Raw genomic sequence first — 26,171 nt, forward strand, 5'->3', positions numbered from 1 at the left:
GGACCGGCCCTTCTTCATAAGTCTTGGGGTAAATTATGTTCTATCGCGCAAGCAACCTTTCGGCCATCGCGCGAACTTCGTCGCCCATGTCTTCGCGTTCGAGCGCGAGCGCAAGGGTTGCTTCCACGAAACCGGTCTTGCTTCCACAGTCGTAACGGTTTCCGGCAAAGGTCACCGCGTGGAACGGCTGGTTGCCGATCATGCGGGCCATGGCGTCGGTCAGCTGGATCTCGCCGCCCGCGCCCTTGCCCTGGTTTTCCAGCGTCCGCATGACTTCGGGCTGCAGGATATAGCGGCCCGAAATAATCTTGTTCGACGGCGCTTCGGCAACGGGCGGCTTCTCGACGAGGCCAGTGACCTCTGTCAGCGTGTCGCTAACCTGTCCGCCCGGCGCGATCACGCCGTAGCTCGACACCTCTTCCTGCGGCACTTCGAGCACCGAGATGAGGTTGCCGCCGACCTCGTTATAGGCCTCGACCATCTGTTTCATGCAGCCGGTTCCGCCCTTGTTGGCGATCATCAGTTCGTCGGGCAGCAGAATGGCGAAAGGCTCGTCGCCCACGATCGCCCGGGCGCACCAGATCGCGTGGCCGAGACCCATGGGGACCTGCTGGCGCACTGTGATGATATCGCCCGGGGTCGCGCGGGTCGGAGCGAGGACGCTCATGTCCTTGCCACGCTCTTCCATCGTGGTCTCGAGTTCGAAGGCCATGTCGAAATGCTCGACGATTGCCGTTTTGCCGCGACCGGTGACGAAGATGATCTGCTCGATCCCCGCCTCGCGCGCCTCGTCCACCGCGTACTGGATCAACGGACGGTCGACGATCGGGAGCAGTTCCTTAGGGATCGCCTTAGTCGCCGGAAGGAAGCGCGTGCCGAGTCCCGCGACGGGAAAAACGGCTTTCTTGATGGGTTTATGGGTGCTCATGGGCTTGCGGGTTAGGTCTGCGGGGGGAACAGGTCAATTGCTGGCGGGTTGAGGGCAGCAATGGAAGGGGACCATGACAGGCGCATGACGCTTGCCACAGCCCCCGTGACAACTAAAGCAGGGGCCCATGGACAAACTACTCGTACGCGGCGGCAATCGCCTCTCCGGCACCATTCCCATTTCTGGCGCGAAGAATGCGGCCCTGACGCTCATTCCCTGCGCGCTGCTGACCGAAGAGGCGGTGACGCTGCGCAATTTGCCGCGGCTTGCCGATATCGACGGCTTCCAGCACCTGATGACCCAGTTCGGGGTGAGCCACACCATTCCCGGCAAGCGCCCGGAAGAATTCGGCCGCAACGTCACCCTGGAAGCGATGCGCATCACCAGTTCGGTCGCGCCCTACGATCTCGTGCGCAAGATGCGCGCCTCGATCCTCGTTCTCGGCCCGCTGCTGGCCCGTACGGGCGAGGCGACCGTTTCGCTTCCCGGCGGCTGTGCCATCGGCAACCGTCCGATCGACCTGCATTTGAAGGCGCTCGAAGCCTTTGGCGCGACCATCGAACTGGCGCAGGGCTATGTTAAGGCCAGCGCACCCGATGGCGGCCTGCCCGGCGGCGAATTCGACTTCCCGGTCGTTTCCGTCGGCGCGACGGAAAATGCGGTCATGGCGGCGACGCTGTGCAACGGGACCTCGATCCTGCGCAACGCCGCGCGAGAGCCGGAGATCGTCGATTTGTGCAACCTGCTCCTCGCCATGGGCGCGGAGATCGAGGGTGTGGGCACCTCCGAACTCACCATCCACGGCGTGAAGAAGCTCCACGGTGCGACATACCGTGTCATGCCCGACCGCATCGAGGCGGGTTCCTATGCCTGCGCGGCGGCGATCACCGGCGGCGACGTGTTGCTCGGCGGCGCCGATGCCGGCGACATGGGCTCCACGCTCCACGCGCTGCGCAATATCGGCGTGACCGTAGAAACCGAGAAGGAAGGCGTGCGCGTTTCCGCCGACGGCCCGCTCAAGGCCTACAACCTCACCACCGCGCCGTTCCCGGGGCTCGCCACCGATATGCAGGCCCAGCTGATGAGCCTGCTGTGCAAGGCGGAAGGCACCAGCATCCTGAAGGAAACGATCTTCGAGAACCGATTCATGCACGTGCCGGAACTTACCCGCATGGGCGCGGATATCGAGACCACGGGCCGCACGGCCATCGTGAAGGGACCGGTGGAGCTCACCGGTGCCGAGGTCATGGCGACGGACCTGCGCGCTTCGATGAGCCTCGTCATCGCCGGCCTTGCGGCCAAGGGCGAGACCACGGTCCGCCGCCTCTACCACCTCGATCGCGGGTATGAGCGGCTGGAAGAGAAATTGCAGCTTGTCGGCGCAGATATCGAACGGGTGGGCGACGACTAGGGGAGTCTTGCGGACCTTTCGCCGTGGCCGACCGTTGAGGGGTGTAAGTCACTTATTCGAAAGGGAAGCAGACATGATCCTCAAGCTCGCAGCACTCGGTGCCCTCGGCTATCTCGGCTATCGCACCTACGAAAAGAACCGCGTCGACCAGAACGGCGTCGCCTTTGCCGGAGGCGAGCCGGAAGGCAACTTCCGTAACGCCGGTTCCGAATCGACCGCGTCGCACGATGCCATGAGCTCGACCGACGAAGCGCTCGACGAAACCTATCCGGCGAGCGACGCAACCGCCAAATACTAAGGCGCGCGATCAACAGAATTTGAAGGGGCGGCGGAAGCGATTTCGTCGCCCTTTTGGTTGCCCGGCGTCAATTCATGGGTGGCCAGCCATACTCTTATCGCCCCTGCCAAGCCGGGCGGCGTTTCGCTGCGAATCCGCTCGGCATCGATCATGGCGACAAGCGCGCTCACCGCGACACCACGCCGCGCTGCGGCCGCGCGCAGCAGGTCCCAGAACACCGGTTCGAGGCTGATCGATGTGCGATGTCCGTCGATGCGGATCGAGTGCTTTACTGGCGGGTGGTAGGGCGTGGTCATGGAAGCTTCTTGCATGCCGAAGCGGAGAGTGGAACAATCATTCCGCTGCGAGCAGGCCTCGCTGGACTGGATCGTGCGGTGGACATGAGTGCAGAAACAGACCTAGCAAAGGATCCGGATCCCCCGTCCGAAACGGGACCTGCGGGCGATCCGTCGGCGTTGGATCGCGGTGTGATCTACAGCCCGCGCGAGCTAGCGGCGATGGAGAGACGCGAGCGGTTGAGCGGATGGCTCCTTCTGTCGCTTGCCGGAGCTGCGGTGGTGGCCGGGATATTCTTTTTCCGCACCTTTTCGGAAGACATCGCTCTCAATGACGACTTCGTTCCGATCGACCGCGGCGAGCCGGAAGCGGAGCCTGACGAACCCTTCGTCTGGGGTCAGCCGCGTGCAACACCCACGAGCCAAGAAACCGCATCTCCCGTCGCTGCAAGCACACCTGCCACCCGGCGGGCGGGGGAAGCCGAAGAGGTGGCCACTGCGACACCGGAATTCGAGGAGCGAGAGTTCAACTTTCCCGGACCGCCCGAATTGCCCGCCGTCCCGACTTTTGCCGGCCCACCGGCGGGGACAGTCGATCGCGAGACGGCAAGGGCGCTTCGCACGGGCCTGACCCAGCCCTGGAGCGAACGCGGGCAGCGCGGATATGTGCTTGTCAGCAAAGCGGTCGCCTATGGCAGCCGCGAATGCCGTCAGATCAGCTACACGCGCTTCCAAGAGGACGGGCAAGCCAGTTCACCCTCCACCCAATGGTGCCGCATCGGGACAGACGGCAAGTGGCGCAAGGATGCGCGCGGCCCCGAATAGGCGCCTCAATACATATGCTGGCCGCCGTTGATGCTCATGGTGGAGCCGGTCACGAATTCGGCGTGGTCCGAACACAGGAAGCTGACCCCGCGCGCGATTTCGCTGGCTTTGCCGAGGCGGCCGACGGGGATTTTGGCGACGATCTTTTCGAGCACCGGTTCGGGCACGGCGGCCACCATGTCGGTGTCGATATAGCCCGGTGCAATGGCGTTGACGGTAATGCCAAAGCGCGCGCCTTCCTGCGCCAGCGCCTTGGTAAACCCGTGGATGCCGCTTTTCGCCGCCGCATAATTCACCTGGCCGTACTGGCCCGCCTGCCCGTTGATCGAGCCGATGTTGACGATGCGGCCCCAGCCGCGATCCTTCATTCCGGCGAAAGTCGCCTTGGCCATATTGAAACAGCCGCCGAGATTGGTGCGCATGACCGCATCCCAGTCGTCATAGCTCATCTTCAGGAGCGTGCCGTCGCGCGTGATCCCGGCGTTGTTGACCACGATCTCGATCGGGCCATGTTCCTCTTCGACCTGCTTGCAGGCGGCCTGTACCGCTTCGTAATCGCCGACGTCGAACTTGACCGTCGGGATACCGGTTTCCTCGGTGAACTTCCGGGCCGCATCGTCATTGCCAGCATAGTTGGCGACAACGGAGCAACCGCGCTCGTCACGCAGGCGTTCGCAAATGGCGCGTCCGATACCGCGCGTTCCCCCGGTCACGATGGCAATACGTCCCATAAATCATCTCTCCCCGGCTATTCCGTAGCGTCAGCCCTGTCCTAGGCATGGACAGGTGTCAGGGTAAAGACAAACCCGCAGGCGCAAGGGTTCCGCGGTTTCGTATTCTTGTCGGGGGTTGGCCGGTCAGGCCGGGCGATCAGAAGCGGATCTGCGTGCCCACGTAGACAGCCTGGTCGTCTTCCAGCCCGTCAGTCAGGGGGCCGAGACGGTCGCGATCCTGCGACAGGCGAACGCCGGCGGTCACGTCGAGATTGCGGCTGAGGCGATAGGCACCGCCAAGGTCGACCTGCTGCGTCCCGGCGCCGGCGATCGTGCGCGGGCGGCTGCCGGCCAGACCCTTGCTCTCGAGCGCGATGCGCGACTTGAAGCGGCTGGGCTTGCCGTCATCCTCACCCGCTTCGTAGGTACCAAGATCGGGCATGGAGATGTCCTGCAGCCCTTCGGCCACAGCCGCGGCGGAGACGCTGCGAGTCGGCTGGGCGAAGCTCTGGTAGCCGCGCGCGATGCCGAGATTGTAGCGCGTGGGCGCAACGGGCAGGCCGATTTCGACCGCTTCGCCCTGGGCGAGCGGTTCGGTCTGGGCACGGCCCGACAGGCTGCGCGCCATCGCATCGTCGACGCGGACGGCGAAATTCACCGTGCGATCGCGCTGCGGGCCGGGCTTGCTCGCCGGGGTGAAGCGCAGCGCATCGGTGCCGACGAGCTGCGCAACTTTCTGCGCCAGCTCGGGATCGGCCCCGGCCGGCGTGAAAGGAAGATATTCGGAAGGCTGCGCGGCTTGCACGCTTTCCGCAGGGGCGGATGCAGAGACCGCGAGACCGGCACCCGGCACGGCCAGCGCCAGGCAGGCGACAGCCAGCATGGTCGGCGAAAGCCGGCCCTTGCCCTTGCTGTCGATCATCGTGCCCATCGAACGCCTCTATCCCCACAATTTGCGGTGTCCGTGCCATCATAAGGCATGTCCCGCTGAACGGTTCCCGAACGAAGGCGCCTGAGGCGACTCCGGTACGGATAAAGAAAGCTACGCCCTTCGTCGGGGCTTGGCCAGCTTTTCCACAGGGACTGGCCCATCCTCGTACAGACTGTTGCCTCACGCACACAGGTACCCTTGCGATTAAGCGCGCATTCACGCGCCCACAGTGCCTATGGGGATGGCCGGTGACGGCGGGAAGGCAGCGCTTGCCCCTGTCCGCGCAGGCTTTATAGAGCCGCAAGACACGATTTCGTCGCACAAGTTTGCCAAGGACCGTTCATGACCGCATTCCGCACCTTCCGCCGTCCCGCCGCCATCGCCCTGCTCGGCGTGGCCAGCCTCGGCCTTGCGTCCTGCGGCAGCCCCGATCGTCCGCGCGCTGATCTTGCGGCGGCGCAGGTGTCCACCATCGGCGTGAACTCCTACCTCTGGCGCGCCAGCCTTGAAGCGGTCAGCTTTGCACCGCTCCTCCAGGCCGACAGCAATGGCGGCGTGATCGTGACCGACTGGTACGCCAATCCGAGCAATCCGGGCGAGCGTGTGAAGATGACCATTTCGATCCTCGACACCGATCTTCGCGCCGACGCGCTGCGCGTGGCCGCCAGCCGCCAGCTCAACCAGGCCGGCACCTGGGTTGATGCCCCGGTCCAGGCCGCGACGGTCCAGAAGCTGGAAGACATCATCCTGACCAAGGCGCGCGAACTGCGCCGCCAGGCCATCGCCGACTAATCCGGCCGATAACGGGCTCCAAACCGGCATTCGCTGCGCTTCCGGTGCTCACGACCTGAGAGGTCGCTGCGCGCCGGTTCTCGCGCCTACCGCTTTTCGCTCCGTTCTAGGCCGGATACGCTCAGAGCGGGTTCCATTCGCGCCTGAAATCCTTACAGGCAGGCGCATGAGTGACACCCGTTTCAATCCGGCCGAGGCCGACTCGCGCTGGCAAGCCGCCTGGGACCAGGCGCAGACCTTCCGCGCCGACAGCAATTCCGACAAGCCCAAGAGCTACGTGCTCGAGATGTTCCCCTATCCTTCGGGGCGCATCCACATCGGCCATGTGCGCAACTACACGATGGGCGACGTGCTGGCGCGCTACAAGAAGGCGACCGGTCACGAGGTGCTGCACCCTATGGGCTGGGACGCTTTCGGCATGCCGGCGGAAAACGCCGCGATGGAAAAGGGCGTGCACCCGGGCGGCTGGACCCGTGACAATATCGAACACATGAAGGCGCAATTGAAGCGCCTCGGCTTCGCGCTCGACTGGTCACGCGAGCTGGCGACCTGCGAGCCCGACTATTACGGCCACGAGCAGGCGCTCTTCATCGATCTGTACGAGGCAGGCCTCGTTTATCGCAAGGAAAGCGAGGTCAACTGGGATCCGGTCGACATGACCGTGCTCGCCAACGAGCAGGTGATCGACGGCAAGGGCTGGCGCTCGGGCGCGGAAGTCGAGAAGCGCAAGCTGAACCAGTGGTTCCTCAAGATCACCGACTTTGCCGAGGAACTGCTCGAAGGGTTGGGCAGCCTCGAGAACTGGCCCGACAAGGTCCGGCTGATGCAGGAAAACTGGATCGGCAAGTCCAAGGGTCTCGAATTCAGCTTCGACCTTTCGAACGGCGAGAAGCTGCCGGTCTACACGACGCGTCCCGACACGATCTTCGGGGCGAGTTTTGTTGCGGTCGCCGCCGATCACCCGGTCGCGCAGGGAATCGACAGCGACGAGGCACGCGCTTTCATTGCCGAGTGCAAGAAGGGCGGCACCACCGCTGCCGAACTCGAAACCGCGGAAAAACTCGGCTTCGACACCGGCATCACAGCGAAGCACCCCTTCACCGGCGCGGACCTGCCGGTCTACATCGCGAACTTCGTGCTGATAAATTACGGCACCGGCGCCATCATGGCGGTCCCGGGGCATGACAGCCGCGACTTCGAATTCGCAACCAAATACGGCCTTCCGATCCCGCGCGTCGTCGCCCCGAGCGTCGAGGATGCGGGCAAGGGTTTCGAGGGCGAAGCCGAAGCGGGCGACGGCGTGATCGTCAACTCCGACTTCCTCGACGGGATGGAAGTGGAAGACGCCAAGCGCGAAATCATACGCCGCATCGAGGAACAGGGCCGCGGGACGGGCAAGACCGTCTGGCGCCTGCGCGACTGGGGCGTTTCGCGCCAGCGTTACTGGGGGACGCCCATCCCCTTCATCCATTGCGATAGCTGCGGCGTGGTGCCCGCACCCAAGGACAGCCTGCCGATTACGCTGCCCGAGGATGTCGACTTCCAGACCCCGGGCAACCCGCTTCTGCGCCACGAAACGTGGAAGCATGTCGATTGCCCCAAATGCGGCGGCAAGGCCGAGCGTGAAACCGACACGCTCGACACTTTCGTAGACTCAAGCTGGTATTTCCTGCGCTTTGCGAGTCAGCCTGCCGACAAGCCGTTCGATGCGGAAGAAGTCGCCAAGTGGCTCCCGGTCGAACAGTATATCGGCGGTATCGAGCACGCGATCCTGCACCTGCTCTATGCGCGCTTCTGGACTCGCGCGCTCGCCCACATGGGCCAGATCGAGGTGAAGGAACCCTTCGCTTCGCTGTTCACGCAAGGCATGGTCACGCATGAGACCTACAGCCGCAAGGACGGTGGCAAGACCGTCTATTACGCGCCCGACGAGATCAGTCGCGAGGCGGAGCGCGCGCTCCTGAAAGACGATGGCGGCGAGGTCGAAATCGGCCGCGTCATCAAGATGTCGAAGTCGAAAAAGAACGTCGTCGACCCCGACACGATCATCGACACCTACGGCGCCGACGCGGTGCGCTGGTTCATGCTCTCCGACAGCCCGCCCGAGCGCGATCTTCCCTGGTCGGAAGCGGGCATCGAGGGTTGCTCGCGCTTCGTCCACCGCTTGTGGCGCCTGTTCGCGGCCTATGACGCGGGCGCGTCGGGCGAGGACAAGGCCCTGCTGCGCAAGACCCACCAGACCGTCGCCGCGGTGGCCGAGGATATCGAGGCGCTGGGCTTCAACAAGGCCGTCGCGCGCATTTATGAACTCACCGGCGCGGTCGAGAAGGCTGTACCGTCGGCAAGCCGTAGCCAGGCGATCCGCACGCTGGTCCAGCTCGTCGCCCCGATGATGCCGCACCTTGCCGAAGAGGCATGGGCCGGCCTTGGCGAAACCGGCATGGTCGCCGACGCGGCTTGGCCCGAAGTTGATCCGGCCCTGCTGGTCGAGGACGAGGTGACCATCGCCGTCCAGCACAAGGGCAAGCTGCGCGACACGCTGACCGCACCCAAGGGTGCTTCGAAGGAAGATCTTGAGGCGATGGCGCTGGCATCGGAGAAGGTCCAGCGGTCACTCGACGGTGCAGAAGTGCGCAAGGTCATTGTCGTGCCCGACAGATTGGTGAATATCGTTACCTGATGCGCATTCTCGTCCTCATGCTTGCCGCGCTGGCGCTGACCAGCTGTTCGCTCCGTCCCATGTATGCGGGCGGCGGCAGCGGGGCGGTGGCGCAGGGGCTGGCGGCGGTCGACGTGCCGCCGATTCCGGGCAAGGCCGGATGGCTGGTTCGCAACGCGCTCAACGACAAGCTGGGCGCGGCCGGCGTCACCAGCTTTCGCTACCGGCTCGACGTGCGCCTCGACGACAGCCTCGAAGGCCTCGCCGTGCTGGCCGACGACACGGTGAGCCGCGAGCGCCGCACACTGCGCGCGCGCTACCAGCTGGTCGATGCGGGCACAGGCGAAATCCTGCTCGACGCGACCGAAGGGACTGACGCCGGGATCGACGTGGTGTCGAGCGAATACGCCACCATCGCGGCCGAAAACACCGCGCTCGAAAACCTCAGCCGCGAGATCGCGGACCGGATCGTGACGCGCGTCGCCCTGACGCTGCGCGACCGCAATTCGGGCGACCAGTGAAGCTCACCAGCCGCGATTTTGCCGCCAAGTCGCGCGACGTCGCGGCGAACTGCTCGGTTTTCTTCTTTTGCGGCCAGGACGAAGCGGGCGCGAGCGCGGCGGCCAACGACATCGCCGCCATGCTACCCGAACCCGGCGAACGGGTCGAGATACCGGGCGCCGAACTGCGCACCGATCCCGCCAAACTGGGCGACGAGGCGCGTTCCACCTCGCTCTTCGGCGACAAGCGCCACATCTGGTCGCGCGTGGCCGGGGACGAGGCGCACGAAGCGCTCAAGACGCTGCTGGAAACGGGCGACATGGGCGCGGGCGAGGCCTGCCCCGTCATCGTCGTCGCCAGCTCGGCCACCGACAAGTCGCGCACCGCCAAGCTGCTTGAAAAGCGCAAGGATGCGGTGGTTGCGATGTTCTATCCGCCCGATTTGCGTTCGGTGACGCAAAGCGTGCGCGGCATGGGCGATGCGGCGGGGCTGAAGCTGGACGGAGCGGTGGCCGAACGGATCGCGCGCGCGGCCAATCTCGACGTGCGGCTGGCGCAAAGCGAGGTGACCAAGCTCGCCACCTATCTTGACGCAACTCCCCAGTCGCCGCGTCCGGCGACGATGGAGCACCTCGACGCGATTGGTGCCGCGAGCGAGGAGGACGGCTTTGCCAGCCTCGTCAACGCGGTGCTGGCGGGGCAGGGGCCTAAGGTCGCCACCGAGATCGCGCGGATGAAGCAGATCGGGCTCAATCCTGTCGGCACGTTGCTCGCTATCGAACGACGTGCGGCACAGCTGGCGCGGATTTCTGCGGCGCTGGGCAATCGCCGCTACCAGGATCTCGACAAGGGCGAGAAGGCGCGGCTCGGTATCTTCTGGAAGGAAGAGCGCGATATCGCCGAACAGGTGCAGCGGTGGCGTGGCCCCAAGCTTGATCGCCTCACACTGCGCCTGACCGAACTGCACCGCGAATTGCTGACTAACAGCCAGTCCTCGGAACTGCTGCTGGCCCAAGGCCTGACCGGGATTGCGAGGGTGGCTGGCGCGGGTCGCCGCTAGCCTTCCATCCATTTCTGCAGTCGTGCGGTGGCGAGGCCATCGCGCCGCGTCTGGGCGCTGCCAAAACCCTTGGCAAGGCTGACGAAGCGGGTCGCAACCTGCCCGATCCGCGCTCCCAGCCTCGCCGCCCCTTCGGCCCGATCGAGCGGATGCTGGTCGAACCGGCCCCCGATCCGGCCTGCGGCCAGCGAGGCGATCACGCTGACATCCTTGCGGAGGTCGAGATCCTGCACGAGCAGCAATTCCGCCTCGTCGAGAAGCTCCGGCGGGATAGAGTGGGGCGACTGACTTTCGGTCAGGAAACCGGGGCGCCGCCAACGATCCACAAGCGCGAAGACCAGCCCGGCAGGGCGGTCGAAGCCTTCGTGCCGCGCCCGCTCCCAAAAGGCCGGCCAGTCGATTGCCTTGCGTGCGCACCAGAGATCGACATCCACCAGCGCCATCGGCCCGACGTTGAGCAGGTGGGAGCAGGCAGCGTGGACGACCAAATGCGCAAGCATGTCTTCGGCGCAGGGAATGGCGGCGTCCAGTCGCTCGCTATGTCGCGCATGGCCGAGGAAATGCGCATCGTCGCTCACCGGCATGGGTGAGCCGGGCAGGGGTGGCCTGCTCCAGGCATGGGCATGGAGTTCGCACATCACACCTTCGGGCGAATACAGAGGCGGCAGGTGCGTCTCGGATTCGGCGAATTGGGAAAGTTCAGCGGCGTCCAGGTCGGGCGCCTGCCACCCGGCGGCGCGAAGGGCGGTGTAAGCTTCGGCCGCCCTGTCTTCCGCGACCAGCAAATCGATATCGCGCATCTCGCGCTCGACCGGACTGGGCCACACGGTCCAGGCGAGCGCCGCTCCTTTGAGCGCGACGCAGCCGATGCCCTCCGCCGCAAGCGTATCGACGGCTTGCAGCAGGGCGCGGCGCTGGGAGAGCATGGTCACGGCGTTTGCGCGGGTGGCCTCCCGCCAGCGATGCGCGATCGAGTCCGGTATGCCGGCGATCTCGCCGCGCTCATGCCGACCGTGGAGGAACGGCTGCAACCGATGGTCTTCAGCGAGCCCGTCGAGGACCCGCCAATCGGCGTCGGAAAGTCCTAGCGCATTTTCCGCGCGATGCCCGCACAGCGCCAGCAGCGCCCGCCCGATCCGGGCGCGCTCCGGCACGCTGGTCATCAATCGGGAACGGAGAAGGTGCCGGTGACGCGGCCGCCCGAATTGGTGCTGTTGCCGGTCACACCCGAGGACCCGCTCGCCTGCCCGTCGATGCTCGACACGCCGCTGGCCAGGTCGATCACCAGCCGTCCGCCGTTGAGAGTGTCGCCGCCGCGGTTGAGGCGGACATTGCCGGCCATGGTGATGACGCGGCGGTTGAAATCGTAGACCGCCGTGTCGCCCCGCGCGCGCTCGTTGCCGCGCGACACATCGACGCCGCCGGTGGCCATGATGCGCTGGATCTTCAGCGACCCGGCGTCGGTGTAGTTCACGATGGTGCGCGCCGCGTTGAGATTGAGCCCGGCCTGCGTGATCTTCACATTGCCCGAGAGGACGACGCGGTTCTGCCGGTCCTGCAGCTCGATCCGGTCGGCCGCGTAGGAAACGGGCGCGTTGGAATTGTGCGAAGCGATGGACTGCGCGCTGAGCTGGATGCCGCCCAGTGCAGCAGCGGTCAGGGCAAAGCCGCCAAGCGCGCTTTTCGCCATGGTGGGCAGGTGCTTTTTCATCACGGCATCCTCAGCTTTCCGGGTTCCATGCGCAGGCGCGCCGCGCCCGACAGGGTGATAGTGCGTTGGTTGAGATCGGCCTCGAGCCGATTGGCCCTGAAGGTCCCCGCCGGGATCGCGCCTTCCACGCCTCCGGCGCCGACCAGCGTCTTGTCTTGCAGGTCTAGAGCCACGCCGCTGGCGCGCATCGAATAGCCGTCGGCCGCTTCCATGCGCATGGTGCCGTTTACCGCGACGACCTCTTCATCGATATCGTATTGCCCGCCCGGCGCTTCGACGCGGGCCGGGCCGTCATCCATCAGCATGCGGGCGACGAGATCGTCCATCCGCACGATGCCTTCCGCGCTCGATTTCTGGACCGCCTCGCCAGCCGTGAGCGAGAAGGGGCGTCCCTGCTCGTCCTGTCCGCGGTAGAGCGCGTTGTCGACGCGCAGGCGTTCGGTGATCACCGCGACCTCGTTGCGATCGAGCAGGAAGCTGATTTCGCCGCGCGGCGAGAGCGGGGTGATGATCATCAGCGCGGCAATGACGCCGACGGCCATCGGCAGCGCGCGGGCGAGGAAGCGGACGAGCTTGTCATGGCTGCCGCCGGGCGCAGCGAAATGCTGGCGGCGCGAGCGCAATTGCTTCGCCTCCTGCGTTTCGATCCTGCGCTTGCGGAACACCATGTGGCTGCCTTGTCCTTCCTAGGCTGACGCGTGGCTGAAGATGTCGTGGTCGTCCCAGCCGAGAATGTCGAGATGCGCGCGTGCAGGAAGGAAATCGAAACAGGCCTGCGCAAGTTCCGTGCGGCCCTCGCGGGCGAGCCGGCGGTCGAGCTCTTCCTTCATGCGGTGGAGGAAGCGCACATCGCTGGCCGCGTAGTCGCGCTGGGCGTCGTTCAGGACCGGGCCGCCCCAGTCGCTGCTCTGCTGCGCCTTGCTCATGCTTTCGCCGAGCAGTTCCTCGACGAGGTTCTTGAGGCCGTGGCGGTCGGTGAAGGTGCGCACCAGCTTGCTGGCGATCTTGGTGCAGTAGCAGGGCGCAGCCGTGACACCGAGATAGTATTCGATGGCGGCCAGGTCGAAGCGCGCGAAGTGGAAAAGCTTCAGCCGCTCCGGATCGCCCAGCACGGCCTTCAGGTTCGGCGCATCGTAATCGCTGTCGGGGCCGAAGCGCACGAGGTGCTCGTCGCCATTCCCGTCGCTGATCTGCACGACGCAAAGCCGGTCGCGGATCGTGACGAGGCCCATGGTTTCGGTATCGACGGCCACCGGGCCATCGGCGAGGACGCCTTCGGGAAGGTCTTCTTCGTGGAAATGCACTGCCATGGCCAAGGGCCTTAGGCGCATCGGGGATAGGAGGAAAGGGGCCACTGGCCCCGCGCGCGTCACCGGTCCAGAAAGGCGGCCATGAACGAGAGCATTCCCGAAAGCTGGCGACCCGTGCTGGAGCCGGTCCTCGCCGGCGAAGAGGCGCGCGCGCTGGGCGGCTGGCTGCGCGCGGAGGAGGGGGCGGGCAAGACCGTCTATCCGCCGCGCGGGCAGCGGCTGAAGGCGCTCGAACTCACCCCGCTCGACACGGTGAAGGTCGTGATCCTCGGGCAGGACCCTTACCACGGGCCGGGGCAGGCGATGGGCCTTGCGTTCTCCGTGCCGGAGGGCGTGAAGCTGCCGCCGTCCTTGCGCAACATCTACAGGGAGCTGGCGAGCGATCTGGGCGGGGAGACTCCGACCAGCGGCGACCTGTCGCACTGGGCGCGGCAGGGCGTGCTGCTGCTCAACAACACGCTGACGGTGGAAGATGGCAAGGCGGGCAGCCATGCGGGACGCGGCTGGGATGCGGTGACCGATGCCTGTGTGGCGGCGGTGGCGGCGCGCGAGGAGCCAAGCGCGTTCATCCTCTGGGGCAGCCACGCGCAGGCGAAGGCCAAGCGGATCGACGGATTGCGCGATGGCCGGCACCTCGTGATCGAGAGCCCGCATCCCAGCCCACTCTCGGCGCATCGGGGTTTCTTCGGCTCCCGGCCCTTCAGCCGATCCAACAGCTTCCTTGCCGAGCACGGACGTGAACCGATCAACTGGCGCGTTTAGGACGCGTGTTGGACTATCCGGGCCGAGCGCTACAGGATGGAGCGCATGGAGCACGGTCCTGGCGCAAAATCCATCTGACGCGTGGAAAGCCTTCGCGACGGCGCGTTTTGAAGGATTGGCTGGTGCTCGCATGGGGCAAACTTGCCATCGACGTCGCGCTGTAGGAAAACGGTTTCATGATCCCGATCCAGGTCGAATGTCCGCTAACGACCCGGTTGCGGCCATTTGCCTGAATGTGAGATAAGCCAGTGATGCAGACTGTGGTGATCGATTGCGCCGGAGTGCAAAGCGCAGATGAGTTCTGGCAGCGCTATTTGACTGCGGTGCAGCCAGAGGGGGCTGCGATCTTTGGTCGGAACCTAGACGCCTTCTGGGACGCGGTGGAAGTAGGAGGTCCCGGTCAGCCCAACGCCAAGCTGGTCTTTAAGAACACGTCGGGCCTAGAGGCTAATTTTTTGCAAGCGCTGCGTCGCATCGCAATCGACGCAACCCAGACTGAGATCGAACTTCCTTAGGTCCGCTATCCACCCAATAGCGGACGTCCCGACTACCTCGGCAGCTCGCTAACCCCCATCAGCGCCTCGTCCACGGCGCGCGCGCACTGGCGACCCTCGCGAATGGCCCAGACGACGAGGCTTTGGCCGCGCCGCATGTCGCCGCAGGCGAAGACGTGGGGTTCGCTGGTGGCGTAGCGGTTGGTGTCGGCTTTGACGTTGCCGCGCCCGTCCAGCTCCACGCCTGCCCGGTCGAGCAACCCGCGCCGCTTGGGGCCGGTAAAGCCCATGGCGAGGAGGATGAGGTCGGCTTTCAGCGTGAACTCGCTGCCTTCCACTTCGACCATCTTGCCGTCCTTCCATTCGACGCGCACGCATTCGAGCCCGGCGACCTGGCCGCCTTCCTCGACCACGCGCTTGGTCAGCACGGCCCAGTCGCGGTCCACGCCTTCCTCGTGGCTGGAGGAAGTGCGCAGCTTGACCGGCCAATCGGGCCAGGTCAGCGCCTTGTCCTCTTTTTCCGGCGGCTTGGGCATGATTTCGAGCTGGGTCACACTGGCCGCGCCCTGGCGGTTGCTGGTGCCCACGCAATCGCTGCCGGTGTCGCCGCCGCCGATCACGATCACGTGCTTGTCGGTCGCGGTGAGCGAGCCACGCGGAGCGGCGCGCACTTCGTCGTCGCCCGCGTTGCGCTTGTTCTGCTGGGTGAGGAATTCCATCGCCAGCCGCACGCCGGGCAGCTCCGCGCCGGGGATGTCGAGCTTGCGCGCTTCTTCCGCGCCGCCTGCCAGCACGACCGCGTCGAAATTCTCTTTCAGCGCCTCGAAGCTGACTTCCACGCCCACTTCGGAAGAGGTGCGGAACTGCACGCCCTCGGCCTCCATCTGCACCGCGCGGCGATTGATGAGGTGCTTTTCCATCTTGAAGTCGGGAATGCCGTAGCGAAGCAGGCCGCCGATGCGGTCGCTTTTCTCGAATACGGTGACGGCGTGGCCCGCGCGCGCCAGCTGCTGTGCGGCGGCGAGGCCTGCGGGCCCCGAACCGATCACCGCGACAGACTTGCCGGTTTGCTTTTCGGGGACCTGCGGCTTGACCCAGCCTTCCTTGAAGCCGCGGTCGATGATGGCGCATTCGATCGACTTGATCGTCACCGGTGCGTCGACGATGTTGAGCGTGCAGGCCGCCTCGCAGGGGGCGGGGCAGACGCGGCCGGTGAACTCGGGGAAATTGTTGGTCGAGTGCAGGACTTCGAGCGCGTTCTTCCAGTCGTCCTCGTAGACGAGGTGGTTCCAGTCCGGGATGATGTTGTTCACCGGACAGCCGTTGTGACAATAAGGAATGCCGCAATTCATGCAGCGCGCGGCTTGGCGTTGCAGCGCGCCCTTGTCGTGCGGGACGGTGAACTCCTTGTAGTTCTTCAGGCGCTCCGCGGGATCGAGATAGGTGCGATCCTCGCGCTCGTATTCGAGAAAGCCGGTTTCCTTGCCCATTACTCTGCGGCCTCCATTGCTGCGTCCTCGCGCTCGTCCTCGAGCGTCTTGAGTGCGCGCGCATAGTCGCGCGGCATCACCTTGCGGAAGTTCTTCAGTTCGTTGGCCCAGTCGTCGAGCAGTGCCTTGGCGCGGGCCGAGCCGGTGTGGAGGTGGTGGCGTTCGACCAGCACCTTGAGGCGTTCGGCATCGTGGTAAAGCGGATCGCCCATGCCGGGGTTCTCTACCGAAACAGCGCGCTGCTGCGGCTTGCCCCAGCTTTTCTCCGCACCGTCCCCGTCGCCCGGCTTCACGTCGAGGATATCGACCTGCGCGTGGTTGACGAGGCGGTCGAACTCGCCGTCGGGGTCGTAGACATAGGCGATGCCGCCGCTCATGCCGGCCGCCACGTTGCGGCCGGTCTTGCCGAGCACGCAGACGACGCCGCCGGTCATGTATTCCAGAGCGTGGTCTCCCGTGCCCTCGACGACGGCGACCGCGCCCGAATTGCGCACGGCGAACCGCTCGCCCGCAACGCCGGCGAAATAAGCCTCGCCCGCAATCGCGCCATAGAGAACGGTGTTGCCGACGATAATGTTCTCGGTCGGCTCGCGGCTGACGCCCTGCGGCGGTTTCACCACGATGCACCCGCCCGAAAGGCCCTTGCCGACATAGTCATTCGCATCGCCGGTCAGGCTCATGGTCACGCCAAGGGCGAGCCAGGCGCCGAAGCTCTGTCCGGCCACACCGGTCAGGTCGATGCGGATGGTGTCCTGCGGCAAACCGTGATGGCCATAGGCTTCCGCAATCCGGCCCGAAAGCATGGTGCCGACCGTGCGGTTCACGTTGCGTATAGAGCGCGTCAGCTGCACCGCCTGGCCGCTTTCGATGGCCGGCTTGCAGGCCTCGATCAGCTCGACATCCATCGCCGCGGCAAGGCCGTGGTCCTGCGTTTCGGTGTGATGGAGCGGCTGGCCTTCCTTGAGCGGGACGGCGTGGAGAATGCGGCCCAGATCGACGCCATGCGCCTTCCAGTGCCGGCGCACCCGGCGCATATCGAGCTTGTCGACGCGGCCGACCATTTCCTCGACTGTGCGGAAGCCCATCTCGGCCATGATCTGGCGGAGCTCCTCGGCGACGAAGAAGAAGTAGTTGATGACGTGCTCGGGCGTGCCGGTAAAGCGCTTGCGCAGCACCGGGTCCTGCGTGGCAACGCCGACGGGGCAGGTGTTGAGGTGGCACTTCCTCATCATGATGCAGCCCGCTGCGATCAGCGGGGCGGTGGCGAAGCCGAACTCGTCCGCACCCAGAAGCGCGCCGATGGCAACGTCGCGGCCCGTGCGCAGCCCGCCGTCGACCTGCACCGCGATGCGGCTGCGAAGGTCGTTGAGGAGCAGAGTCTGCTGTGTTTCGGCGAGGCCGATTTCCCACGGTGAACCCGCGTGCGTGAGGCTGGTCAGCGGCGATGCGCCCGTGCCGCCTTCATAGCCCGAGATGGTGATGTGGTCGGCCTTGGACTTGGAGACGCCCGCGGCCACCGTGCCCACACCAACCTCGCTCACAAGTTTCACCGAAATACGGCTGTCGGGCTGGACGTTCTTGAGGTCGTGGATCAGCTGCGCCAGATCCTCGATCGAATAGATGTCGTGATGCGGCGGGGGCGAGATCAGGCCGACGCCCGGGGTCGAATGGCGCACCTTGCCGATGCGCTTGTCGACCTTGTGACCGGGCAGCTGGCCGCCTTCGCCGGGCTTTGCGCCCTGCGCCATCTTGATCTGGATGTCGTCCGAATTGACGAGATATTCCGCCGTGACGCCAAAGCGGCCCGAGGCCACCTGCTTGATCCGGCTGCGCATGGAATCGCCGTTGTCGAGCGGCTGGAAGCGCTCCGGTTCCTCGCCGCCTTCGCCGGTGTTCGAGCGGCCGCCGATGCGGTTCATCGCGATGGCGAGCGTCGAATGCGCCTCGTGGCTGATCGAGCCGAAGCTCATCGCGCCGGTGCTGAAACGCTTTACGATCTCGGCAGCCGGTTCGACCTCGTCCAGGTCGAGCGGGCGCTCGGCCTTTTTCAGTTCCATCAGCCCGCGAATGGTGAGCAGCCGCTCGGACTGCTCGTTTACTCTCTTGGCGAATTCCTCGTAATTCTTCGGGTCCGACCCGCGCACCGCGTGCTGGAGGTTGGCGATGTTCTGCGGGGTCCAGGCGTGGTCCTCGCCGCGGATGCGGTACTGGTAGATGCCGCCGACATCGAGCATCCCGTTGTACAAGGGACTGTCACCGAAAGCCTGCGCGTGGCGACGCACGGTTTCCTCGGCCACTTCCTTCAGGCCCACGCCTTCGATGGTGGTCGCGGTCCCGGCGAAATAGGCGTCGACGAACTCGCTCGACAGGCCGACCGCGTCGAAAATCTGCGCGCCGCAATAAGACTGGTAGGTCGAGATGCCCATCTTGGACATGACCTTGAGGATGCCCTTGCCGACCGCCTTGACGAAGTTCTTCTGCACGTCATCCGGATCGAGTTCGGGCAGCTTGCGCACGCGCAAATCTTCCAGCGTCTCGAAGGCGAGATAGGGGTTGATGCCTTCCGCGCCGTAGCCCGCGAGCGCGCAGAAATGGTGCACCTCGCGCGCTTCGCCCGTCTCGATGACGAGGCCGGTCTGCATCCGCAGGCCCTGCCGCACCAGCTGGTGGTGGACTGCCGCCGTCGCCAGCAGCGCGGGCATGGCAATCCGCTCCGGACCCTGTGCGCGGTCCGACAGGATCAGGATGTTCGCATCGCCGAGCACGGCCTCGGTCGCCGCCCAGCACATTTCCTTCAGCGCCATGGCGAGACCGTCCGCGCCTGTGCTGGCATCCCAGGTGATGTCGATGGTCGCAGTGCGGAAGGCGCCGTCGAGCGCTACCTCGACCGAACGGATCTTGGCCAGGTCGTCGTCGGTCAGGATCGGCTGCGACACTTCGAGGCGCTTGTGCGTGCCACCGTCGCGGCCCAGCAGGTTCGGGCGCGGGCCGATCATCGAGAGCAGGCTCATCACCAGCTCCTCGCGGATCGGGTCGATCGGCGGGTTGGTCACCTGCGCGAAGTTCTGCTTGAAATAATCGTAGAGCAGGCGGCTGCGCTCCGACAGGACCGCGATCGGCGTATCGGTGCCCATCGACCCGATCGGGTCCTCGCCATTGGCGGCCATCGGCTCGAGGAAGCGCGACAGGTCTTCCTGCGTATATCCGAAGGCCTGCTGGCGGTTGAGGAGCGGGATTTCGCTCGCGGCGATTTCCGACAGGTCCGGCTCGATATGATCGAGGTCGGCGAGCTTGTACTGCGCCTTTTCGAGCCACGCCTCGTAGGGCTCGGCAGCGGCGAGCTCGGCCTTGAGCTCCTCGTCCTCGACGATGCGGCCTTCGTCCAAATCGATCAGCAGCATCTTGCCCGGCTGGAGGCGCCACTTGCGGGTGATGTCCTCCTCTTCGAACGGCAGCACGCCGCTTTCCGAGGCGAGCACGACGAGATCGTCCTTGGTCGTGCACCAGCGCGCAGGGCGAAGGCCGTTACGGTCGAGGCAGGCGCCGATCTGCTTGCCGTCGGTAAAGCATACGGCGGCCGGGCCATCCCAGGGCTCCATCAGCGCGGCATGATATTCGTAGAATGCGCGGCGCGCAGGATCCATCAGCTCGTTCTTCGCCCAGGCTTCGGGCATAAGCATCATCATCGCATGCGCGAGGCTGTAACCACCCGTCAGCAGCAGTTCGAGCGCATTGTCGAGGCAGGCCGTGTCCGACTGGCCATGCGGGATCAGCGGCCACATCTTGTCGAGGTCGGCGCCCAGAAGGTCGCTTTCCATCGTGCGGCGGCGCGCTTCCATCCAGTTCACATTGCCGCGAACCGTGTTGATCTCCCCATTATGCGCCATGAAGCGATAGGGGTGGGCGAGCCGCCAGCTGGGGAAGGTGTTGGTGCTGAAACGCTGGTGGACGAGGCCGAGCGCGGAAACGCAATCGGGATTGCGCAAATCGTCGTAGAAACTGCCGACCTGGTTCGCCAGCAGCAGCCCCTTGTAGACGACCGTGCGGCTGTTGAAGCTCGGGATATAAGCCTGGCTGAGGCCCGGGATATTATGCTTGGCCTCAAGCGCGGCGAGCGGGTTCAGCGTCTGCTTGCGGATCACCACCAGCTTGCGCTCGAACGCCTCGCGGCTGGCGCAGTTCATGCCCCGGGCGATCACGCATTGGCGGATGACCGGCATGGAAGCGATGACCGCATCGCCAAGCCCGTCGAGCGTGGTTGGCACGTCGCGCCAGCCGACGACACGTTGGCCTTCCTTTTCGGCGAAACGTTCGAGCTGGCTCTCGACGAACTGCCGCGCCTCTTCTTCCTGCGGGAGGAAGCACATAGCGAGCGCGTAATCGCCTTCCGCCGGCAGGTCGTATTCATGCGCCTCGGCCCATTTGCGGATGAGCGGGTCGGGCGTCTGGATGAGGATGCCCGCGCCATCGCCCAGCAGCGGGTCCGCCCCCACCGCGCCGCGATGGTCGAGATTGGCGAGGATGGTGAGTGCCTGCTCGATAATCGCGTGGCTCTTATTGCCCTTGATATGCGCGACCATGCCGACGCCGCAGGCATCGTGTTCGTTGCGCGGATCGTAAAGGCCCTGGGTAAGGGGGCCTTCGCCGGGGTTATGATGAGCCTGAACCTGCATTCGCCGAAGCGTCCTCCTGACCGGCGTTCCTGCGCAAACCCAAGCGGTTTGTGGGGAACGCGGAAATTGTGCAGCGCCGCACGACGGCGCCCGCCAAAATGTCGCGAGGCTTCCTATTGGAGGTAACAAAGCGGTTTTGCAACCGGCGGAAGGTTTAGGAAAATTTCACGCAGGCCAAGAATTGCCGATTCCTGCCGCATTGCAGCATTGGGCAGCATGGCGAATAGGTATCCGCTGCGATGGGCTGTTGCCTAGTCGCGCCGGTTGACCTGACCCAAGCGGTCGAGCGCGCTGCGCAAGGCGGCCTGCGCGTCGGTCTGGGAGGGCGCGGCGCCACCGTCTTCAGCCTCTTCGTCCGAAACCTCTTCATCGTCGTCGGTGCCAAAAGCGGCACCGGGCGGCTGCGGCATCCGGCGACTGGCCTCGCGGCGCAGGAAGGCGATCACGGGATCGTCGTCGGAGGCTTCCGGGAGGCTGGCGTCCTCTTTTTCGACCGCGCCATCGAAGTCCGGATCGTCATCGAGCACGGTTTCGCGAGTCATGGGGATCGGCTGGGGCGCAGGGCGGCGCGCTGCTTCTTCGCTTGTCGCAACCATCGACTTGTGCGCTTCAAGCGCGCCTTCGAGGCGGTCCAGCAGGGCTTCGAGGCTCATGTCGCCCATCGGCGTGACGGCCTCGGTATCGGTATCGGTATCGGTATCGGCCTCTTCATCGACCGGCGCTTGCGCTGCTTCGGTCTCGGGTTCGGCAAACTCCTCGAACGCCGCGTATTCGACGGTCTCCTCGTGGACCTCTTCGAATTCGGCGAACTCATACTCCGTTTGCGTGTCGGTCACTTCGGCGGCATCAGGCTCGATTGTCGCCTCTACTTCGACATTCTGCGGGTCTTCCGAGGGCGCATAATCGCCATCCATCTCGGCATAGACCGCGTCAAAGTCCTGTTCGGGCGTAGCGACGGGTTCGTCGTCGACGGTGAATTCCTGCTCGTACCGCTCCTCGCCATCCCGCGCCTCGCGAGGCGGTGCGCTGATGGCGATGCCTTCCTCGCCGATATCTTCGCGCGCGGAGAAGACGCGGCGGCGGCGCGGCTGCTCGAAGTCCTCGGCCTCCGTCTCGTCACTCCAGGCGCTTTCGTCATGCACTTCGAAGCCGGGCGCAAAGGCGCGCGGGGCGGTGGCGGCGGCAACGCGCGCGGCGACCGCTATGCCGAGGAACAGGCCGAAGAGCGCGACCACGCCGCAGATCACGGCGACACCAGCCGGGCTGACCGGAGGCGCGAACATGGGGTCGAGGCGGGCAAGGCCGGTGCTCTGGGAGATCAGCGCGTGGACATGGGGCGGCATGAGCCACAGCCCGCCGCCCAGCAGCAGCGCGAACCACGCGCCGATGGCCGGTTTGAACCATGCCCGGCCCATGAGGCCGGTGTTGTCGAAGCTGTCGCTCATTCGGTTCCTGTCTGGCGCTGGGCCGTGCCTGTCTTCGCCCTTCGCGCTAGGCTCGCTTGGTTAACTTTGATCTAACGATGCCTGTTCCCGGCAGCTTGTGCAATTGGCGAAACGCTTTGTCCCGCAATGCCGTAACGGCAGATTTCGGGCAGTTGCGCCCCTTTGATCCATGCGCCATGAGGTCCCCGCACACCGCGCAGGCGAGAGTCGCGCGGCAACCTACACGTATGCCAAGGAGAGCGATGAATGAGCCCCCAGGACGTAGCAGCCAAGGTCGGTGAACAGGTCGGCACCAGCGATTGGGTCGAGATGACGCAGGAGCGCATCAACCAGTTCGCCGAAGCCACCGGCGACCACCAGTTCATCCATGTGAACGAGGAAGCGGCCAAGATGACGCCCTTCGGCGGCACCATCGCCCACGGCTTCCTGACGCTTTCGATGATCCCCTACCTCACCGCGAACAGCGACGTCCCGCGGGTCGACGGAATCAAGATGGCCGTGAACTACGGCGGCAACAAGACGCGCTTCATCAACCCGGTCCGTTCGGGCAAGCGCATTCGCGGCCACTGGAAGATGCTCGAAATGACCGAAAAGCGTCCCGGCCAGTGGCAGCAGACCATGGAGATCACCATCGAGATCGAAGGCGAGGACAAGCCCGCGCTGATCTGCGAATGGATGACCATGTATTTCGTGTGATCAAGTTCTCATCTCTACTCGTATCGGACCGACGGTGTCGTCATCGCAATCGAACGGGTTCCGATCGAACTTACACCGTGGGTCTGCGAAGTAGAGCGCACCCAGGTAAATAAGAGCGCAGATCGCAGCCGCCAGAATCAGCAAGTGCAGAATTCTCATTCGGCGCTTATACATAGACCCCTCAGCCAAGGACACCTCATCATGTCACGTGACGCAGTCATCGTTTCCACCGCCCGTACCGGTATGGGCAAGGCCTATAAGGGCGCCTTCAACTCCACCCCCGGCGCGACGCTCGGCTCCTATGCGCTGAAGCCCGCCATCGAGCGTGCCGGTATCGACGCCGGCGAGCTTGACGACGTGCTCTGGGGCGCCGCGCTCCAGCAGGGTGCGCAGGCCGGCAACCTTGCCCGCCAAGTCGCGCTGCGTGCCGGTTGCCCGATCGGCGTGTCGGGCATGACCATCGATCGCCAGTGCTCCTCGGGCCTGATGACGATCGCTACGGCGGCCAAGCAGGTCATCACCGACCGCATGCAGATCGTCGGCGCGGGCGGCCAGGAATCGATCAGCCTCGTGCAGACCAAGGAAATGCGCGTGATGCCCGATCCCGAGCTGATCGCGATGCACGGCGCCATCTACATGCCGATGCTGCAGACTGCAGAGACGGTCGCCCAGCGCTATGGCATCAGCCGCGAAGCGCAGGACGAATACGCGCTCCAGAGCCAGCAGCGCACCGCCGCCGCTCAGGAAGCGGGCATCTTCGACGACGAAATCGTCTCGGTCAGCACCAAGCACAAGGTGCAGAACAAGGAGACGGGCGAGATCACCGACGAGGACGTGACCATCGCCAAGGATGAGGGCAACCGCCCCTCGACCACGCTCGAAGGCCTCGCCTCGCTCCAGCCGGTCATGGGGCCGGGCACATCGATCACGGCAGGTAACGCCAGCCAGCTGTCCGACGGTTCGGCCGCGGTCATCGTGATGGAAGCCAAGGAAGCCGAGAAGCGTGGCCTCAACCCGCTCGGCCGTTACATCGGCATGGCGGTTGCCGGGACGGAGCCCGACGAAATGGGCATCGGCCCGATCTTCGCCATCCCCAAGCTGCTCGAACGCTTCGACATGAAGATCGAGGATATCGACCTGTGGGAACTGAACGAAGCCTTTGCGGTGCAGGTGCTCTACTGCCGCGACAAGCTGGGCATCGACAACGACAAGCTCAACGTCAACGGCGGCTCGATCTCGATCGGCCACCCCTATGGCATGACCGGCGCGCGCTGCGTCGGCCACATCCTGCGTGAAGGCCAGCGCCGCAAGGCGAAGTACGGCGTCGTCACCATGTGCGTCGGCGGCGGCATGGGTGCAGCGGGGCTGTTTGAAATCTTCTAAGCAAACGAGGTGAAACGATGACCGAGCGGTGGCCCAAACTCGACTACGAGGCCGACCGCTCGGTCATCGAAAGCCTTCACGCCTATCTGCAGGTCATTGGCAAGCTGCCCACGCGCGGCATTCGCTGGTGCAACCATAGCTGGCACCTCGCCCTGCGCGTGGTGCCACGCGGCTTTCGCAGCTATCCGGTCGAAATGCCCGGCGGCGAGGCGGAGATCATCTTCGACTGCCTGTCGAGCGAGGTGGCCATCGAGACCTCGACCGGCTTTGCCGATGGTTTCGAGGTCGAGGGCCAGACGGTCGCAAATTTCCACGAGCAGCTGTCCGAACTCCTCTCGCTCGCCGGGGTCGAAACCTCGATCGACGGCGCGCCGAACGAGGTGGAGGAGGCCGTGCCTTTTGCCCGCGACGACCGCGAACGAGAATGGGACGTGGCGACGCTCGCCCGCATCCACCGCGCCTTTTCCGATGTGAACCGTGTCTTCGAAGCGTTCCGTACCAGCTTCGTCGGCAAGTCCTCGCCCAGCCACCTCTTCTGGGGCAGCTTCGACCTTGCCGTGACCCGTTTCTCGGGCCGCGAAGCGCCGCTCCATCCGGGCGGCTTTCCCAACCTGCCGGACGAGGTGACACGCGAAGCCTATAGCCACGAGGTCGCCAGCGCCGGGTTCTGGCTCGGCGGCGGCGGGGTCGATGAGGCAGCGTTCTACGCCTATGGTTACCCTACCCCCGATGGGTTCGCGGATGCGGAAGTGCAGCCGAAGGCGGCGTATTGGCTGGCCGACTTAGGCGAATTCGTCCTGCCTTACGATGCCGTCAGAACCAGCGATGATCCTGAAGCCACGCTGATGGCCTTCCTCGAAAGCGCTTACGCTGCGGTCGCCGACAAGGGCGAATGGCCGCGCGAGACACTAGAGATCCCGCGCGGCCGGTTCGGCGTGCCCTATGACGTGGCCGCCGAAAGGAAATAGGTCTTCAGATCAGTGGCGCGCGATGCGTCCCGATCCGTTGCGGCTCTCGCGCACAATGCGGTCGGCCGAACGGTAGAGGATTTCGCCTGAGCCGCTGAGCACGGCATCGAGCTCTCCGACATTGCCGGCCTTGATCGTGCCAGACCCGTTGATCGTGGCATCGAGCCGCGCGACCGACCCCATGTGGATGGCTCCCGACCCTTCGATATCGGCGTCGACAAAGCTCATGCGCGCCGGTGCCAGGTCGATATCGCCCGACCCGCCGATCAGCGCGCGGACAGTGCGGACCGAACCGCCCAGTTCGATATCGCCCGACCCGCCGATCTCCAGCGCGATGGCCTCGGCGTTCCAGCCATCGAAACGCACGTCGCCGCTGGCGTTGATACGCACCTTTTCGAGGCTCGGCACGGTGAGGAAGGCCGTGATCCCCTTGCGCGTGCGGAAGCTGCCGCTGGTGGAGAAGGTCAGCTCGCCATCGCGGCGCTTCGTTTCGACAAGGCCGATGATGTTGTCCTCGGCGCGGATCGTGAGTGAGGGTGCGCCCTGTCGGACGACGACGTTGACCGCGCCATCGATCGCCAGCGTGTCGAAAGCGCGAATGTCGCGGCGCTCTTCGACGACGACACCCGAACCGGTAATCATGGGCGTGCCGTTGGAATAGGTGGTGGAGCTCCACGTGCGTTCGACAGTGCGTGTCTGGGCATGGGCGGAGACGGCGAGCAGGGCCACGGCGGAGGCGGTGAGGCCGAGGAATTTCATACGGTCAATCATGGGCATCTCCCTTCAATTACATTTGTCATCAATAGCGCCGTGGCGTCCGGCGCGACAAGAACGCTGGTCCGATTA

24 protein-coding genes are annotated in these 26,171 nt (G+C 65.0%); 12 read left to right on the plus strand and 12 right to left on the minus strand.

The genetic code is table 11. The annotated features are described in order from the left end of the window. Positions 1-40: 40 nt before the first annotated feature. Positions 41-928, minus strand: a complete 888-nt coding sequence (gene galU / locus K3148_RS06010; RefSeq protein WP_221426395.1) for a UTP--glucose-1-phosphate uridylyltransferase GalU — start codon at positions 926-928, stop codon at positions 41-43. 127 nt (positions 929-1,055) lie between these two features. Between galU and murA the strand changes: the two genes are divergently transcribed. Then, positions 1,056-2,339 carry a UDP-N-acetylglucosamine 1-carboxyvinyltransferase gene (murA, locus tag K3148_RS06015; protein WP_221426396.1) on the plus strand — a complete coding sequence of 428 codons (1,284 nt, stop codon included), beginning with the start codon at positions 1,056-1,058 and terminating at the stop codon, positions 2,337-2,339. A 73-nt stretch (positions 2,340-2,412) separates the two neighbouring features. Then, positions 2,413-2,637, plus strand: a complete 225-nt coding sequence (locus K3148_RS06020; protein ID WP_221426397.1) for a hypothetical protein — start codon at positions 2,413-2,415, stop codon at positions 2,635-2,637. Here K3148_RS06020 and K3148_RS06025 read toward each other — a convergent pair. After that, positions 2,634-2,933, minus strand: a complete 300-nt coding sequence (locus K3148_RS06025) for a ribbon-helix-helix domain-containing protein (RefSeq protein ID WP_221426636.1) — start codon at positions 2,931-2,933, stop codon at positions 2,634-2,636. The genes K3148_RS06020 and K3148_RS06025 overlap by 4 nt on opposite strands. A gap of 84 nt (positions 2,934-3,017) precedes the next feature. Here K3148_RS06025 and K3148_RS06030 point away from each other — a divergent pair, with 84 nt between their 5' ends. Then, positions 3,018-3,737, plus strand: a complete 720-nt coding sequence (locus K3148_RS06030) for a hypothetical protein (RefSeq protein ID WP_221426398.1) — start codon at positions 3,018-3,020, stop codon at positions 3,735-3,737. 5 nt (positions 3,738-3,742) lie between these two features. Here the strand turns inward: K3148_RS06030 and phbB are convergent, their stop codons facing one another. Together phbB and K3148_RS06040 are read right to left on the minus strand one after the other, a co-directional pair. Then, positions 3,743-4,468 carry an acetoacetyl-CoA reductase gene (gene phbB, locus K3148_RS06035; protein ID WP_221426399.1) on the minus strand — a complete coding sequence of 242 codons (726 nt, stop codon included), beginning with the start codon at positions 4,466-4,468 and terminating at the stop codon, positions 3,743-3,745. Between the two features lie 139 nt (positions 4,469-4,607). After that, positions 4,608-5,381 (minus strand): hypothetical protein, encoded by a 774-nt coding sequence (locus K3148_RS06040; protein WP_221426400.1) that lies wholly within the window; start codon positions 5,379-5,381, stop codon positions 4,608-4,610. Between the two features lie 342 nt (positions 5,382-5,723). On the opposite strand from K3148_RS06040, the gene K3148_RS06045 reads away from it, so the two are divergent. From K3148_RS06045 to holA, 4 genes are all read left to right on the plus strand, one after another. Next, the gene (locus K3148_RS06045; RefSeq protein ID WP_221426401.1) at positions 5,724-6,173 is read left to right on the plus strand and encodes a DUF3576 domain-containing protein; all 450 of its coding nucleotides are present in this window, start codon (positions 5,724-5,726) and stop codon (positions 6,171-6,173) included. A 166-nt stretch (positions 6,174-6,339) separates the two neighbouring features. After that, positions 6,340-8,853: a leucine--tRNA ligase gene (gene leuS / locus K3148_RS06050; RefSeq protein WP_221426402.1), complete on the plus strand. Its 2,514-nt coding sequence runs from the start codon at positions 6,340-6,342 to the stop codon at positions 8,851-8,853. Then, positions 8,853-9,353 carry an LPS assembly lipoprotein LptE gene (gene lptE, locus K3148_RS06055; protein WP_221426403.1) on the plus strand — a complete coding sequence of 167 codons (501 nt, stop codon included), beginning with the start codon at positions 8,853-8,855 and terminating at the stop codon, positions 9,351-9,353. The genes leuS and lptE overlap by 1 nt, the downstream gene beginning before the upstream one ends. Then, complete coding sequence (holA, locus tag K3148_RS06060; protein WP_221426404.1) at positions 9,350-10,393, plus strand: DNA polymerase III subunit delta; 1,044 nt, start codon at positions 9,350-9,352, stop codon at positions 10,391-10,393. The genes lptE and holA overlap by 4 nt, the downstream gene beginning before the upstream one ends. Here the strand turns inward: holA and K3148_RS06065 are convergent. The 4 genes from K3148_RS06065 to K3148_RS06080 are packed head-to-tail and all read right to left on the minus strand — an operon-like array spanning position 10,390 to position 13,414. Continuing rightward, entirely contained in the window at positions 10,390-11,556 is a 1,167-nt protein-coding gene (locus K3148_RS06065) for a nucleotidyltransferase domain-containing protein (protein WP_221426405.1), read from the minus strand. The two genes, holA and K3148_RS06065, sit on opposite strands and share 4 nt — an antisense overlap. Continuing rightward, a complete protein-coding gene (locus K3148_RS06070) occupies positions 11,556-12,104 on the minus strand; it encodes an LptA/OstA family protein (protein ID WP_221426406.1) in 549 nt (182 codons plus the stop codon). Before K3148_RS06070 ends, K3148_RS06065 begins: the two co-directional genes overlap by 1 nt. Then, positions 12,104-12,772 carry an LPS export ABC transporter periplasmic protein LptC gene (gene lptC, locus K3148_RS06075; protein WP_221426407.1) on the minus strand — a complete coding sequence of 223 codons (669 nt, stop codon included), beginning with the start codon at positions 12,770-12,772 and terminating at the stop codon, positions 12,104-12,106. Before lptC ends, K3148_RS06070 begins: the two co-directional genes overlap by 1 nt. Before the next feature lie 18 nt (positions 12,773-12,790). Further along, a complete protein-coding gene (locus K3148_RS06080) occupies positions 12,791-13,414 on the minus strand; it encodes a ribonuclease D (protein WP_221426408.1) in 624 nt (207 codons plus the stop codon). An 81-nt stretch (positions 13,415-13,495) separates the two neighbouring features. Between K3148_RS06080 and K3148_RS06085 the strand changes: the two genes are divergently transcribed. Continuing rightward, positions 13,496-14,176 carry a uracil-DNA glycosylase gene (locus K3148_RS06085; protein ID WP_221426409.1) on the plus strand — a complete coding sequence of 227 codons (681 nt, stop codon included), beginning with the start codon at positions 13,496-13,498 and terminating at the stop codon, positions 14,174-14,176. A gap of 251 nt (positions 14,177-14,427) precedes the next feature. Continuing rightward, the gene (locus K3148_RS06090) at positions 14,428-14,691 is read left to right on the plus strand and encodes a barstar family protein (protein ID WP_247711674.1); all 264 of its coding nucleotides are present in this window, start codon (positions 14,428-14,430) and stop codon (positions 14,689-14,691) included. 32 nt (positions 14,692-14,723) lie between these two features. Here K3148_RS06090 and K3148_RS06095 read toward each other — a convergent pair whose 3' ends face one another. The 3 genes from K3148_RS06095 to K3148_RS06105 form a co-directional block, all read right to left on the minus strand. Next, on the minus strand, positions 14,724-16,160 hold the full coding sequence (locus K3148_RS06095; RefSeq protein WP_221426411.1) for a glutamate synthase subunit beta: 1,437 nt from the start codon (positions 16,158-16,160) through the stop codon (positions 14,724-14,726). Further along, positions 16,160-20,833: a glutamate synthase large subunit gene (gene gltB, locus K3148_RS06100; protein ID WP_221426412.1), complete on the minus strand. Its 4,674-nt coding sequence runs from the start codon at positions 20,831-20,833 to the stop codon at positions 16,160-16,162. The genes K3148_RS06095 and gltB overlap by 1 nt, the downstream gene beginning before the upstream one ends. 251 nt (positions 20,834-21,084) lie before the next feature. Then, the gene (locus K3148_RS06105) at positions 21,085-22,278 is read right to left on the minus strand and encodes a hypothetical protein (RefSeq protein WP_221426413.1); all 1,194 of its coding nucleotides are present in this window, start codon (positions 22,276-22,278) and stop codon (positions 21,085-21,087) included. Between the two features lie 246 nt (positions 22,279-22,524). On the opposite strand from K3148_RS06105, the gene K3148_RS06110 reads away from it, so the two are divergent. The 3 genes from K3148_RS06110 (at position 22,525) to K3148_RS06120 (ending at position 25,325) form a co-directional block, all read left to right on the plus strand. Beyond that, positions 22,525-22,974, plus strand: coding sequence for a MaoC family dehydratase (locus tag K3148_RS06110; RefSeq protein ID WP_221426414.1), 450 nt, complete (start codon positions 22,525-22,527; stop codon positions 22,972-22,974). A 201-nt stretch (positions 22,975-23,175) separates the two neighbouring features. Then, the gene (locus K3148_RS06115) at positions 23,176-24,357 is read left to right on the plus strand and encodes an acetyl-CoA C-acyltransferase (protein ID WP_221426415.1); all 1,182 of its coding nucleotides are present in this window, start codon (positions 23,176-23,178) and stop codon (positions 24,355-24,357) included. 17 nt (positions 24,358-24,374) lie between these two features. Further along, positions 24,375-25,325: a DUF5996 family protein gene (locus K3148_RS06120; protein WP_221426416.1), complete on the plus strand. Its 951-nt coding sequence runs from the start codon at positions 24,375-24,377 to the stop codon at positions 25,323-25,325. Between the two features lie 9 nt (positions 25,326-25,334). Here the strand turns inward: K3148_RS06120 and K3148_RS06125 are convergent, their stop codons facing one another. Next, on the minus strand, positions 25,335-26,096 hold the full coding sequence (locus K3148_RS06125; RefSeq protein WP_221426417.1) for a GIN domain-containing protein: 762 nt from the start codon (positions 26,094-26,096) through the stop codon (positions 25,335-25,337). Positions 26,097-26,171 lie beyond the last annotated feature (75 nt).

The sequence above is a fragment of the Qipengyuania aurantiaca genome (genome assembly GCF_019711375.1).
Lineage (GTDB): Bacteria > Pseudomonadota > Alphaproteobacteria > Sphingomonadales > Sphingomonadaceae > Qipengyuania > Qipengyuania aurantiaca.